Consider the following 13,932-nt stretch of genomic DNA (forward strand, 5'->3'; position numbering starts at 1 on the left):
ACGGACGACAGGTCGGCCCCGCGCCTGCGGGGATGGTCCCTGGGTGATGACCTGGCCATCCTTGTTCTGCCAGTCGGCCCCGCGCCTGCGGGGATGGTCCTCCGCCCACGTTGTCGCTGATCAGACCGGATGGGTCGGCCCCGCGCCTGCGGGGATGGTCCCGAGGTGATCCGATGCCGGGAGATACAAGAAGAGTCGGCCCCGCGCCTGCGGGGATGGTCCCGGCATGCGTGGCGCGACCGAGGACGACGACAGGTCGGCCCCGCGCCTGCGGGGATGGTCCCTGGGTGATGACCTGGCCATCCTTGTTCTGCCAGTCGGCCCCGCGCCTGCGGGGATGGTCCCGAACTGAAGGCCCGTCCCACGCCCAGGGACGGGTCGGCCCCGCGCCTGCGGGGATGGTCCTAGCCGTAGCCCCAGAGGCTTCCGTCGTCCGTGGTCGGCCCCGCGCCTGCGGGGATGGTCCCTTGCGGCCGTCCGGCGTCGTCGTCACCCGGTAGTCGGCCCCGCGCCTGCGGGGATGGTCCCGGCGCCGAGGTAGCTGGTTCTCGCGGCATGGTGTCGGCCCCGCGCCTGCGGGGATGGTCCCCGGATCGAGCAGGGCACGCACGCCACCTCCATGTCGGCCCCGCGCCTGCGGGGATGGTCCCCTGAAGGACGCGGGCGCGGTCACCTTCATCTGGTCGGCCCCGCGCCTGCGGGGATGGTCCCGCCCTCACCGTGTCGATCGGCGACAAGCTCCTGTCGGCCCCGCGCCTGCGGGGATGGTCCTCCTAGGCCACTGTCAGACCCGGCCGATACAGTGTCGGCCCCGCGCCTGCGGGGATGGTCCCGACGGCAGCCCGGGAGCGGCTTCGTCGTTCGGGTCGGCCCCGCGCCTGCGGGGATGGTCCCACGACCCCGCCGCCTGGCGCGCCCCGCCTGAGTCGGCCCCGCGCCTGCGGGGATGGTCCCGACGGGCACTACGCCTCGGACTGTCCCGAGTCGTCGGCCCCGCGCCTGCGGGGATGGTCCCTTCGCCACGGCTCTGCACAGTGCAGAGCAGAAGTCGGCCCCGCGCCTGCGGGGATGGTCCCGGAACACCCATGCAGCGGCAGCCGCGACAGCAGTCGGCCCCGCGCCTGCGGGGATGGTCCCCCTACCTCCCAGATCAGCGCGGCAACCGCGCTGTCGGCCCCGCGCCTGCGGGGATGGTCCCACGGTGATCGGGACGGAGCTGTGCCCGGCATGGTCGGCCCCGCGCCTGCGGGGATGGTCCCCGGACGCGGGCGCTGGAGCAGGTGCGTACCGAGTCGGCCCCGCGCCTGCGGGGATGGTCCCACATGCCCGATCTGCCGCCCGCCGAACGACTTGTCGGCCCCGCGCCTGCGGGGATGGTCCTGCGCGGCGCCATCGACACCCGGCGGATCGCCGGTCGGCCCCGCGCCTGCGGGGATGGTCCCCGGCTCACCGCGGTGAAGTCCTGCCACGGCACGTCGGCCCCGCGCCTGCGGGGATGGTCCCTGCGCCGACGGTGACTGGCATTTGCTGATCTTGTCGGCCCCGCGCCTGCGGGGATGGTCCCGCCAAGGCGGGCGACCCGAGCCGCGGTCTCATGTCGGCCCCGCGCCTGCGGGGATGGTCCCGCGCACCGCGGACCAGGCGCCGGACCAGCCAAGTCGGCCCCGCGCCTGCGGGGATGGTCCCTCCACCGCCACCGAACCACGCTCGCGCGCGGAGTCGGCCCCGCGCCTGCGGGGATGGTCCCCGCTGCCGGTTCACCGCGACACTGAACTTCACGTCGGCCCCGCGCCTGCGGGGATGGTCCCACGCAGAAGACGTTCGCGGCCAAGATGAAGGAGTCGGCCCCGCGCCTGCGGGGATGGTCCCCGCGACGGACGCTTCTCCCCGCGAAACCCCCTGTCGGCCCCGCGCCTGCGGGGATGGTCCCCGGATACCGCCGTCGCAGACGACCCGGACCGAGTCGGCCCCGCGCCTGCGGGGATGGTCCGGTCTACCTGGAGGGCGTCGGCGATGAGCAGCAGGTCGGCCCCGCGCCTGCGGGGATGGTCCCTCAGCCATCTCCTGCTCGTCGCTCACGCCTTGGTCGGCCCCGCGCCTGCGGGGATGGTCCCGATCGTCTTGCCGTGGAGGCCGTCGATGTAGCGTCGGCCCCGCGCCTGCGGGGATGGTCCCGGCACCGCGTGGGGCTGGTACGCCGTCTGACCGTCGGCCCCGCGCCTGCGGGGATGGTCCCCAGAGTGAGCGGGACCGGGACCGAGAGATGCAGTCGGCCCCGCGCCTGCGGGGATGGTCCCGCCGAGAGCGAGCTGCTCACCTGGACCGGGAAGTCGGCCCCGCGCCTGCGGGGATGGTCCCGGTGACAAGGACCGTGCCGCCCACGCCCTGGAGGTCGGCCCCGCGCCTGCGGGGATGGTCCCGATATCCAAGTCACGTGCGATGGCGCACAGGAGTCGGCCCCGCGCCTGCGGGGATGGTCCCCGTCGTCGGGGTCGGGAGGCGCCGAGCAGAGTGTCGGCCCCGCGCCTGCGGGGATGGTCCTGAGTACCTTCGCGGCGTCGCCGCGGTCATCGGGTCGGCCCCGCGCCTGCGGGGATGGTCCCACGAGCGTGACGGCGAACAGCCGTATCCAGCTGTCGGCCCCGCGCCTGCGGGGATGGTCCCACGCGGTAGGCCGTACAGGTCACCTGCAAGAAGTCGGCCCCGCGCCTGCGGGGATGGTCCCTGGGTCAGCGAGACCTCGGTCGTCTCGCTGGTGTCGGCCCCGCGCCCGCGGGGATGGTCCGGCACCATGGGTTCCGACCGGCTACGGCCAGCAGTCGGCCCCGCGCCTGCGGGGATGGTCCCGGCGTCTCCCAGACCTACGAGCAAACCGATGGGTCGGCCCCGCGCCTGCGGGGATGGTCCCCGGATCGAACAGGGCACCCACGCCACCTCCATGTCGGCCCCGCGCCTGCGGGGATGGTCCCGGCGTCACGCTCACCTCGCCCGGTCTGGAGTAGTCGGCCCCGCGCCTGCGGGGATGGTCCCAGGGCATGTGGGACGTGGCCGGCCCGCTCGTCGTCGGCCCCGCGCCTGCGGGGATGGTCCCGCGTACCGGCGGTCGATGACGATGGCCCGCTCGTCGGCCCCGCGCCTGCGGGGATGGTCCCTCCTCCAGCACCGACTTGGCGAGCAGGCTCGCGTCGGCCCCGCGCCTGCGGGGATGGTCCCTCCTCCAGCACCGACTTGGCGAGCAGGCTCGCGTCGGCCCCGCGCCTGCGGGGATGGTCCCGGGGAGGGCTGCACCTCGACGTCGTCGGGGTTGTCGGCCCCGCGCCTGTGGGGATGGTCCCTGGATCTCGGTGATGACGCGGCCCGGCGGCTAGTCGGCCCCGCGCCTGCGGGGATGGTCCTGGCACGACCTTCAACTTCAAGGGCGACATCAGGTCGGCCCCGCGCCTGCGGGGATGGTCCCGAACTCTTGCCCATGTTCGGTAAGGCCGCGCAGGTCGGCCCCGCCTGCGGGGATGGTCCCAGATCATCCTTGTCCAGTTGCTGGAGAGCAACGTCGGCCCCGCGCCTGCGGGGATGGTCCCGACCAGATGGTGGACCTGACGGTCCACCCGTTGTCGGCCCCGCGCCTGCGGGGATGGTCCCCTGGTCTACCGCCGACTCCCGGACGAGGCCAAGTCGGCCCCGCGCCTGCGGGGATGGTTCCAAGAAGCGCATCCTCGCCGAGCAGCATGCCAAATCGGCCCCGCGCCTGCGGGGATGGTCCCGATGTCATCCGGCATCTGATCCGCGCCGCGGAAGTCGGCCCCGCGCCCGCGGGGATGCTCCCTGGTGCTTCGAGACCAACAACGACGAAATCGCGTCGGCCCCGTGCCCGCGGGGATGGTCCCACGGAGACCTCGCCCGTGTATGCGGGCTCAAGGTCGGCCCCGCGCCCACGGAGCGGGTCGACGGCAGGAATGCAAGCGGGTGGCTTGGTGAAGTAGAGAAGACCACATCAAGCCGACGGGGCAGCGGAATCTGACCAGCCTCACGGTCCTCTCCAGCATGGGAAGCTGGGACATGACGATTGGCTGACCGATAGGGAGAGCGGGTGTCGCAGCAAGCCAACCCTCGGGGAACCTTCCTGAAGATCGCTGAAGCGCTGAAGACGCGGATTGAGGGAGACCCGGACATGACGGTGCTGCCGTCGCTGACCGAGGTCGTGCGCGACTACAAGGTCTCGCGTGGCGTGGCTGTCCGCGCGTTCGGCGTACTGAAGCAGGAGGGCGTTGCCGAACCCGCGCCGGGCGAGCGGTGGCGCGTCGTGCGCTCGGGGGCGCAAGTCGACCGGCGTCCGCTCCATCAGAGGATCGCGGACATCATCACGGCTGATGGGCTCGAAGTGGGGGAAGCCTTCCCGAGTGCTTTGGCGCTTGCCGAGCGGTTCGGCGTCTCGCGTCCGACGGTGACCAAGGCGCTGGAGAAGCTGGAGGCCGCCGGCGTGCTGGCGGGGGGAGGACAGGGCAGGGTGCGGACGGTCCGCGCCGTGCCGACGCGAGAGGAGCGTTCGTAGCTTGCCGAAGTTGACGGAGTGGGCATATCCCCTGGCGGAGTCCCTGCTCGCCGAGCCGCTGCCGCGGCGGTGGAAGCACTGCCTGGGCGTCGCCGAGAGGGCGCGTACGATCGCGCTCATCCTTGGCCAGGACGCGGATCTGCTGGAGGCCGCGGCGGTCCTGCACGACATCGGCTATGCGCCGGACCTGGCCAAGACGGGCTTTCATCCGCTGGACGGCGCTCGCTACCTCCGGGACGTGGCCGGCGCCGATGAACGGGTCACTAACCTGGTCGCTCACCACTCGTGTGCATGGATGGAGGCGGAAGCCCGCAGCATGCGCGAGGAGCTGGATGGGGAGTTTCCCCGCGAGCGCGAGCAGTTGAACGATGCGCTCTGCTACTGCGACATGAACACCACACCGGACGGTTCGCCGACGAACCCGATCGATCGGATCAACGAGATCGCGGGGCGGTACGGGCCGGACAGTCTGATCGGGCAGTTCATCCGCAGGGCCGAACCCGAGCTCCTCGCCTGCACGTCCCGCGTGCTCGATCGGGTCGCCGCGGCCAAGCGTCAGCCGATGTAGGGGGCCGGACGCGTCCGGTCCAGGGCGTGCTCGATTCGGAGTCGCATCGTGGGGTGCACGTCCAGCGTTGTCAGGTCCGCGGGGTCGACCCAGCGGACCTGAGTTGTTTCGTTGCTCGTACGGAGTTCGCCGTCGACCGGCCGGGCGCGGAAGCAGATGCTGAACTGCTGGCGCACCTCGCCGTCGTCGTACTGCATCACGTGTCCGGGGTCCGTGTAGAGCCCGGAGACGTCGATTACTTCCACCTTGATCCCGGTCTCTTCCCATACCTCCCGCACGACTGTGTCGCTGATGGACTCGCCCACGTCGTGGCCGCCGCCGGGTAGCGCCCACCGGCCGTTGTCGGATCGCTGGATCATCAGCACCTGGTCCGCGTTGTTCTGGACGAAGGCGACGACGGACGGCACGACCGAGTTGGCCGGCGGCGCGTCGGGGTCGTGCAGATAGTCAATGCGTCCCATGGTTCAAGCTCCTGTGATCGTGGCTATGTCCTGCTCGGTGACCGGACGGGCGTTCTGCCAGGTGTGCTCGATGCTGTTCGCGTACGTGTCGAAGAGGCCGCCGCCAGGCAGTCGGCGGAGGTGGAGGACAGGCGCCATGTAGGCGCCGATGCCGTAGACGTGCGGGTTCACTAGCATTTCGTCGTCGGCGCGGTAGATCGAGTTGTAGAGCGTCGAGTCGTGCAGCCGGAAGCCGATCTCCGGATGACTCCGCATGAGTGGGCGGTACAGCAGCAGGGCGTTGCGAATCTTGCCGTCCATGATCTGGTGACCCTCGTCAATGCCGCGCTGGTGGACGGCCGCGCAATCAGGGTCTCCCAGCAGGATGCGCACCTGGGCCCCTGACGCCACCTTCGCCTTCACCAGGTCGTGGAACAGGGGATCCTCCGAGAGGAACAGACCGGAGTAGACAAGGACGTCCAGGTTCTGCACAGCCCGGCCGTAGAGCTCCCGCCAGAGACCGGACGGCACTGTGTGTCGGTGTGGGTAGACGGCCGCTATCTCGGCTTTCGTCAGGTCCGTCGCGCTGTCGACGGTCCGGCCGTCCTCCCACAGCGTTGTCACGTCGACCTTGAGGACTGCCGCGGTCGCGTACTGGTGACGCCTGTACGGCACCTTGCCCTGGGTGATCCAGCGTTCGACCGTCTTCGGGTTCACCTCGATTGCTTCGGCGAGGGTCTGCACGGTCATGCCGCGGGCGAGGAGGGCGGACCGTAAGCGCTCGTTCGACATCTGCACCCCCGTTGGGACGTCTAGGGACTTCTTGACCGTAGCCAGAAGTCCCGGAGCTGTCCACGCAAGGGGTGACCAACTCCCCTGATCTGCAGCGATTCTGATCGTGCGCCAAGAAGTCCCGGCGTGAGAACCGCGAGGTTCGTCTACGTGCTTGACGGACCCCCATGCGGTACCTGTAAAACAGGTTCTGCAACGACCGGACGCAACAACTCGGTCGGAAGGCGGCTTCATGCCGCATGCGCAGCTAGGCCCCGCCGGATCCGCTTACACGCGGTCCGGGCGGCAGGGGAGACGTAAAAGTCCGTCGTCTTCACGGATCGATCGGTGTCATCGGCTAAGCCGTTGGTCTGACCCTCGGGCGTAGACCCAGGGACCGGATCGCGGGGACCCCGGTGGTTGGGCTGCACCCGGCCCATGACAGGTAGCCATTCCAGGGAGATCGACTCAGCGAGTGACGACTGAGTGACGCGGTCACCGACGCGCCGGCCAAGCGGAAGGGAGTAAGGCGCGTACGGAGCCGCGAGACGACAGTGACGGGCTTTCCCGTCACTCGTCATGCGGGCAGGAGGTCGGCATCACGTCGGTGGCCTGCCCGTTTGATGAGGAATCAGTGCGGTCCCTCGGGGGGCAACCCGGGGGACCGCGGACAGGCACCTGATGTGGAGGAACCTGTGGTCACCAGTCTGACAGACGCGGAGCGGGACGAGCTGGCTCGCAGGGCAGCGGAGGCGAACAAGCGCAGCGAGGACAACGCGCGGGCTCGGGGCGGCCGTTGATGGCCGGTTCGGAGCACGAGAGGACGAAGCCCCCGCTGCCGGTGCGCCCACCCCGTCCGCACCCGCACGCGGCCGTGTCCGGCCGCTGAATCCAACCGCCCCGATGGTCGCAAGGCCGGGTTCGACTCCCGGCCGGGGCGCTCCGGCCCGCCGCCTCGCGCGGCGCTGGCCGCACGTCCCGGACCGGCCGCCGCCCCCTGGCAGTCTCTCGCGGCCCCGGCTCTTCTCCTGCCCCTTCGACATGGGAGCTCCCATGCTCAATTACGTCTGCGGCCACCGGGCCGACACCCCGCAGGACTTCGCCGAACTCGCTCTCGGCACCCCGCCCGAACTCTGGCTCGGGGTCGACGGCGAGAGCGACGAGGAGCGCGCGGCGCGGTTGGACGCGGCCCGTGACATCCTCGCCGACCCCGAGTACCGCACCCTGCCCGACGACCTGATCCGCCTGGCCGCGCGGGTCGTCGAGGAGCACCCGGACCTGTTCAACGTGGTCCCGCTGGCCCGCCCCGCCCGCCACCGCCCCGCGCGTCGGGGAGCTGCCGCATGAGCAAGGAGCTGACGCTGGACGACCTGGCCGTGCCGCTGCGGGCCCTGCGCATGCTGGCCGTGGACTTCGGGCACCTGCCGGCACCGTGCGTGCAGGTGAGCACCGTCTACCCCAACCGGTTGGAGCTGTCGTTCCACGACGACCTGGCCGGCTTCGAGGCATGGCGCGAAGCGCTCGGCATCGCCCCGGACGCGGTGGCACACGGCACGCAAGGCGACGGCCGTACGCGCGTGCTGAAGGCGACCGCGGACTTTGCGGGCGCCGTGCTGGAACCGACCGGCTTCGCCGAGATCACCGACCCGGCGCCGTCCGTGGTGGCGGCCTGATGTCCGCAGCGTGGGGCAAGTGCTTCGACCCGACCGGCGCCCGCTACGGGGTGCCCACCTACCCCTGGCGCCTGGCCCCGGACGGCCTGGCCACCCGGCGGCAGTTACGAGCCCGTGGCCTGCGCCCCGGCGGACAGTCGGTCGCCGCGCAGATCCTCCGCCCCTGCTACCGCCGCGGGCCGCTGGTCGCCTACCTCTACCGGCTCGACCAGGCCAAGCCGGTCCGGCCGATGACGGAGGCGAAGCGCCGGGCCCTGGAGTGCGCGATGCGCGCCCGCAGGACCTGCCCGCAGTGCCGCACGGACGCCGGCTACGTCATCCCCGCATCCCTCGGGGTGTGCGTCCCCTGCGCCTACCCCGACGACCAGCGCCCCGCCTGACCGGCCTGGTCAGGCGGTCATCCTCCCGACAAGGAGACAAGCAGTGAAGTATCCCCCGGAGAAGTCCCTGAGCTGGGGACAAACCCTCGTACTGGGCGCCGCTGCGCTGCCCATGGTCGGCTTCGGCGGCCTGGGCGCGTGGGGCACCTACAGCAACATCACATCCGTGTTCCACCGCTCCGCCACCGCGCTCGGTGTGGTCGCCGCGGGTGAGGGCGCCACGCTGGTCCTGGCGCTGACCCTGGTGGGGCTGACCATGCTGGGCCAGTCCTCCCCGGCGGCCGTGCGGCTGGGTCTGTGGACGTTGCCGGCGGTGGCGTCCCTGACCGGCGCCGCGGTCGCGCCTACGGGTACGGAGTCGGTGGTGTTCGCGTTCACCCCGATGGCCATGTGCGTGGCCGCGGAGGGCATGGGCCTGCTGGCCCGCCGGATCGTGGTCTACCGCACCGGGGTGGACGCCGAAGCGCAGCGCCGCAACGCCGCGGTCGTGCAGAAGCTCGCCTACCACCGGGCCCGCGCCGCGAACCACCCCGAAGAGGACGCGCGCAAGGACTCGGAGCTGAAGTCCTGGAAGCTCGCGAAGAAGGTCGGTGCGGGTGACGCTCTGCTCGGGGCGCACCTGGTCGACGTGCAGCGCGAGCGGATGACGGCCAGCGCGGATGCCGCGCTCGCGGGCATGTTCGCCCTGCCCGTCACGGCCCCCGGCACGGGCGTGACGGCCGCTCCCGAGACGCCCGCCGTCGAGGCCGCAGACAAGGAAAGCGTCACGGGCGTCACGCTCCCCGTGACGGAGGAAGACACGCAGGTCACGCCCGAATTCGAGACCGTACCGGCCGGGGCCGTCACGCCCGTGACGCCTCTCGTCACGCCCCCCGTGACGCTGGAGGAGATCGCGGCCGTGGCCGGCGTTCCCACGCCGCAACCCGGCGAGCCACTGACGGACGCTCAGCTCGTCGTCGTCCTGCGGCACCTGCGCTACAGCGACGACCCGCCGCTGTCCTACCGCCAGGCCGTCGCCGCGTTCCGCGAGGGCGGGTTCGTCGGCGGTGAGCAGCGCGTACGCAAGGCGTGGGGCTCGCTGATGTCCCACGAGGAATCCGACGCCTGACCGGCGTCCGGCACCACCAATGACGGCCAGCCCAGGGAAAGTGGGCTGGCCGTCGTTGCGACTGCCGGAAGCAGTCGAGCACCAGTGAAGCAGACCCGGTGAGCCCCGGCGAGCGGTACCTCGCAGACCCGGCGCGCAGACCCGGCGAGCTTGTCCCGCCATCCGAAGGCCGCCCACATCGCGGCCTGAACCGACACGCAGGAGATTCGACGGTGACCACGCAGACCGCTACCGACACCGGCCGCGCTCATCAGGGGCAAGGCACGCATCACTTCGTCATCACCCTGGAGAAGTCGGGCTGGCTGTCCGTCACGCAGGAGGGCACGTTCACGCCCCGGCCCGGCAGTACCCGCCAGGACGCCTACCTGTCCATCTACCGGGCCGTCACCAGCCAGGACCCCGACCTGAACGGAGCCTCGGTCGGGTTCTTCCTGCTGGAGCCCAACCAGCTCTGACCGGCGCTTTCTTACAGCGCAGAGGCCCGGACGCTCGCTTTGGACGGCATGGCGTCCGGGCCTCTGCTGTCCTCCCTGAAGGAGTGCTCTCAGCATGACGGAACTCAGCACCGAGCCGGTAGCCGTCGAGGCTGCCGCACCCCAGACACCCCCGCCCGCCCCCGCACCGACCGAGCAGACACCGCCCGCGTCCGAGGTGGAGCACACGCCCGGCGGCTGGCCGGTCGTCCCCCTCGCCCTGACCGGCGCGAACAGCACCGTCGGAGCGGTCGCCACCGCCTCTCTGGCCGGCGGCCCGATCGCCGCCATGGTCGCCGCAACCGGCGTCGTCGTGCTGGGCACCTTCGCCGCCGCCCGCTCCCACAACCCCAACCCCCGCCGCGACGCCCGCCGGGCTGCAGCCCGTACGGCCGGGCGTACGGTTGCCCGCAGCGCGGGCCTGCGCCGAAGCGGCGCGGGAGCGGCAATGGGCGGTCGCAGCAGTGGCGGCCGTTCCGCGGGCACCGGCCACGGTCGCACCGGTAGCCGCTCGGGTGGTGCGCCTGGCCAGCACCGGCGCAGCACCGGACCGGCCGCACGCCATGGCACCGCCACCAGCGGCAAGGCAAGCGGGAAGACGAGCCCCGGCGCGGCCCGGCGCCTGACCGGCACGGCGGGTAAGGCTGCGAGCCGGGCCGGGCAGATAAGGGCCCTTCGCGCCGCGCAGAAGGCTGCGGGCGGCTCCCGCGCCGACAGGCGGGCGCAGACCACGGCCGCACGGCGCGCGGTCGCCGACGTCCGCCGCAACGCCAAGGCCGCAGCGGGACTCAACCGGTCCGGCAAGCACGGCAGTCGCGCAGGTCGCCTGATGGGCGCCACTGCCCGCAAGGCTCGCGCGGCGCGGGATGCGGCGGTCGCCAAGCAGCGTGCCCGGCGCGACAAGAAGGCGGCCGGAACGGTGGCCGCACAGCGTGCCCAGGTGCGCAAGGCACCGGCCCGGACAGCGGCCCGCAAGGCGCTGCGCAGGTCGGCGGCCCGTTTCCACGGCCGCCGTCTGCTCGCCGCCCTGCTCGCCCTGCCGCTCGGTCTGCTCGGACTCATCACCAGCCCGATCGGCCGGAAGCTCAACATCCCGTGGCTGATCCACCCCGGCCGCCGCCTGTACCGGCGGCTGGCCGGGGTGGCGGCCGAGCAGCGCGCCGCCCGCGATGCGGCGATCCGCGAGGAGCTGGCCGAACAGGAGGCCACCGCCGACGCGCAGGCCGCCGAGGACGGCACGGACGGCATCGCGGACGGCGTCGAGCGGCCCGCAGCCACGGTCCCCACCAGCAGCAGCACATCCGAGGTGAGTGAAGGAGAGCACGTGTCCGGTTTCCGGTTCGAAGAGGCCGCGGCCGAGATGGAGCAGGCCGCCAACTCCTACGACCCCGAGGACTGCATGGAGATCCTGGCCATGGTCGAGGGGTTGCCGGCCGCGCTGACCAGCGTGGCGAACGTGATGAAGATCCTCGCCGAGCGCTCCGACAGCGAGTTCCCGCTGGAGAAGGAGGTCGCGGGCGGCTTCAACGACATCTTCGGCGCCCTGATGGCCTCCGTCGCGGTCGCTGAGGACATGGGCCCGCTGTTCAGGCAGGTCCACGCCCAGGACATCGCCCGGCACGAGGACCCCCGCAACGGCCACGAGGCCGAGAAGGGCTGGAACGTCTAAACCATGGCCACCACCGCCACCAAGCAGCAGCCCAGTGGCCCGGTGCTGGACTGGACCGCCGGTCACGGACCCGTAACCGGCGCCCTGTCCGCCACCACCGGAGCCTTCGCCGTCGCCACCACCGGCGCCGCAACCTCCATGCCCCCCGGCTGGGCGCTCGCCGTCGGCGCGGCCGGCGCCCTCGGACACACCGTCGTCGGGCTGCGCCTGCGCAACGCCGGCCGCACCCTGGCCACGCGCGCCGCCAGCTGGCTCATCGGCGCCGGATGGACCACCTGGGCCATGACCCACGGCCCCCTGACCTGGGCCGCCCTCGGATCCCTGGCCACCATCGGCGTCGGCATCGGCGCCGCCGCCCGCTCCACCACCCTCTACGAAGAGGCCCGCGAGGAAGAGGCGATCGCCGCTGAGCAGCGGCAGATCGCCGCCGAACTGTCCGCCGAACGCCGGGCGATCGCCGCCGAGTGGATCGACCGCATCCAGCGCGTCTGCTCCATCACCGTCCGCGTCGTGGGTGTAGAGAAGTGGGCCACCGGCACCGGCTACTCCATCGACGCCGAACTCCCGCCGGGCGGCGCCACCTGGAACAAGATCGCGGCCGAGTCGCCCCGCCTGTCGGCGGATGCGCGACTGCCGCACGGCTGCACCGCCACCGCTTCCCCCGGCATCCACCAGGGCCGCGTCATCATCGACGTGACCACCGTCAACGTGCTGGAACAGGAGCGGACCTACCCGGCCGAGTACGGGCCGCTGTCCGTACACACCGGCATCCCGTGGGGGTACCGCACCAACGCGGAAGAGATCCGGGCCTACCTGCGCGAGCAGTGCGCGCTGGTCGTCGGCCCGACCGGTTCGGGCAAGACGAACCTGGTCCATCTGATCCTGGCCGGGTTCGCCCGCGCCGAGGACATGCTGACCTGGGTCATCGACCTCAACGCCGGATCGGCCGGCCTGCCCTGGGTCCTGCCCGCCCTCAACGGCGAGATCAAGGCCGAGGGGGGCAAGCCGGTGCGGCCGGGTGTCGACTGGCTGGCGGGGACGTTCGATGAGGCCATGACGATGCTGGACGTCGCCGTGCGGGTGGCCAAGCAGCGCAAGATGGGCTATCAGGACCTGCTCGCCCGCCACAACACCGATCTGCTGCCCATCAGTCCGAAGATTCCGCAGATCATGCTCGTGATCGATGAGGGCGCGGAGATCCTGGCCAGCGGCGACCGCGACATGCGCAAGCTCGCGGAAAAGATCCTTGAAGTGATCCGAATCGCCCGCGCCATGGGCCTGCGCACCGTGCTCACCGCCCTCGGGGCCACGGGCAGCGTGCTGGGCAACCTCATGATCCGCCGGGAAGCCAAAGTCCGCGTAGCCCTGACCGGCGGGGAGACCGAGGGCATGGACCTGTCCAAGATGTTCCCCGGCTCCCGCGGCCTGCGAGTGGAACAGGCCCCCTACAAGGGCGCCGGGTTCATGGGCACCCCGGAGTCCCCGGCCGCCCTGTTCAAGGCCTGGCGGATCCTGCCGAACCAGATCCGCGAGATCATCGCCGCCACCTCCGACCGGCATCCCGTGCTGGACGACATCTCCGCCAAGGCGGCAGGTCCCGCCTACGCGCGCCGCTGGGATGCCGAGCGCACCGCGTGGATGCGCGACCACAACCCCGCCGATGACGCCCCGGGCCGCGGGCCGTCGGGGGAGGGGCTGAATCTGTCCGCCCTGCGGAGCGAGTCGCCGGCCGAGCAGGTCTCGCCGGAAGACGAGATGCTGCGGCAGTTCCGGGCCCAGATCGATGCCGAGTTCGCCACGGCCCCCGACCCGCACGCACCGGCTGCCGACGAACCGCCGCCGAGGTCGGGTGGGTTGAACCTGTCGGCGCTGCGGGGCGAGCAGGACAGTCCCGCGCAGCAGGCCGCGCTCGCGGTGCTGCTCGCCGCCGGCCCGGCGGGCACCGGCGCATCCGCGATCGCCCGCGCGCTCGCCGACGAGTACGGCACGAACCGTCAGACGGTCGTCGGCTGGCTCAAATCCTGGGTGCTGGACGGCACTGCCGTACGTGTCGGAGAGGGCACCAAGGCCCGGTACGTCCACCGCCGCCACGCCCCCGGACAGCCCGGCGAGAGCTGATCACTTGTCGCCTGTCGCCCCGCCGGAACATAAGCCGTCCGGGGCGGCTCAGGGGGCCCGGAAACGGCTCGTGACCTGCAAGGCGACAAGCGACAAGACAAGACAAGCGACAAGCCAGACGACAAGTGACACGACAAGACAAGGCACGGGCAGCACCCCGCCGCGCGGGTGCTGCCCGCCGTG

The 13,932-nt window shown here is 71.8% G+C and carries 11 protein-coding genes and 2 CRISPR repeat arrays; of the genes, 9 read left to right on the top strand and 2 right to left on the bottom strand.

The features are described from left to right. The first annotated feature begins 11 nt into the window (after positions 1–11). Positions 12–3,458: a CRISPR direct-repeat array (repeat unit 29 nt; unit sequence GTCGGCCCCGCGCCTGCGGGGATGGTCCC). 91 nt (positions 3,459–3,549) lie between these two features. After that, a CRISPR array of direct repeats spans positions 3,550–3,884; the repeat unit is 29 nt; unit sequence GTCGGCCCCGCGCCTGCGGGGATGGTCCC. A 203-nt stretch (positions 3,885–4,087) separates the two neighbouring features. Both ACZ5NH_RS11040 and ACZ5NH_RS11045 read left to right on the top strand, forming a co-directional pair. After that, on the top strand, positions 4,088–4,549 hold the full coding sequence (locus ACZ5NH_RS11040) for a GntR family transcriptional regulator (protein ID WP_468774342.1): 462 nt from the start codon (positions 4,088–4,090) through the stop codon (positions 4,547–4,549). 1 nt (position 4,550) lies between these two features. Beyond that, positions 4,551–5,117: an HD domain-containing protein gene (locus tag ACZ5NH_RS11045; RefSeq protein WP_468774344.1), complete on the top strand. Its 567-nt coding sequence runs from the start codon at positions 4,551–4,553 to the stop codon at positions 5,115–5,117. Here the strand turns inward: ACZ5NH_RS11045 and ACZ5NH_RS11050 are convergent. Together ACZ5NH_RS11050 and ACZ5NH_RS11055 are read right to left on the bottom strand one after the other, a co-directional pair. Further along, positions 5,105–5,578 carry an NUDIX hydrolase gene (locus tag ACZ5NH_RS11050; RefSeq protein ID WP_468774346.1) on the bottom strand — a complete coding sequence of 158 codons (474 nt, stop codon included), beginning with the start codon at positions 5,576–5,578 and terminating at the stop codon, positions 5,105–5,107. The genes ACZ5NH_RS11045 and ACZ5NH_RS11050 overlap by 13 nt on opposite strands. Before the next feature lie 3 nt (positions 5,579–5,581). After that, complete coding sequence (locus ACZ5NH_RS11055; RefSeq protein ID WP_468774348.1) at positions 5,582–6,349, bottom strand: XRE family transcriptional regulator; 768 nt, start codon at positions 6,347–6,349, stop codon at positions 5,582–5,584. 1,032 nt (positions 6,350–7,381) lie between these two features. Between ACZ5NH_RS11055 and ACZ5NH_RS11060 the strand changes: the two genes are divergently transcribed. The 7 genes from ACZ5NH_RS11060 (at position 7,382) to ACZ5NH_RS11090 (ending at position 13,749) form a co-directional block, all read left to right on the top strand. Next, positions 7,382–7,675 (top strand): hypothetical protein, encoded by a 294-nt coding sequence (locus tag ACZ5NH_RS11060; protein WP_468774350.1) that lies wholly within the window; start codon positions 7,382–7,384, stop codon positions 7,673–7,675. After that, entirely contained in the window at positions 7,672–8,001 is a 330-nt protein-coding gene (locus tag ACZ5NH_RS11065) for a hypothetical protein (RefSeq protein WP_468774352.1), read from the top strand. The genes ACZ5NH_RS11060 and ACZ5NH_RS11065 overlap by 4 nt, the downstream gene beginning before the upstream one ends. After that, on the top strand, positions 8,001–8,381 hold the full coding sequence (locus tag ACZ5NH_RS11070) for an RRQRL motif-containing zinc-binding protein (protein ID WP_468774354.1): 381 nt from the start codon (positions 8,001–8,003) through the stop codon (positions 8,379–8,381). The genes ACZ5NH_RS11065 and ACZ5NH_RS11070 overlap by 1 nt, the downstream gene beginning before the upstream one ends. Positions 8,382–8,424: 43 nt before the next feature. Continuing rightward, entirely contained in the window at positions 8,425–9,489 is a 1,065-nt protein-coding gene (locus ACZ5NH_RS11075; protein ID WP_468774356.1) for a hypothetical protein, read from the top strand. A 212-nt stretch (positions 9,490–9,701) separates the two neighbouring features. Then, complete coding sequence (locus ACZ5NH_RS11080; RefSeq protein WP_468774358.1) at positions 9,702–9,944, top strand: hypothetical protein; 243 nt, start codon at positions 9,702–9,704, stop codon at positions 9,942–9,944. Positions 9,945–10,038: 94 nt separating this feature from the next. After that, positions 10,039–11,631, top strand: a complete 1,593-nt coding sequence (locus ACZ5NH_RS11085) for a hypothetical protein (protein WP_468774360.1) — start codon at positions 10,039–10,041, stop codon at positions 11,629–11,631. Positions 11,632–11,634: 3 nt separating this feature from the next. After that, complete coding sequence (locus tag ACZ5NH_RS11090) at positions 11,635–13,749, top strand: hypothetical protein (protein ID WP_468774362.1); 2,115 nt, start codon at positions 11,635–11,637, stop codon at positions 13,747–13,749. Positions 13,750–13,932: the final 183 nt, after the last annotated feature.

The organism is Streptomyces sp. NPDC031426, assembly GCF_055581585.1.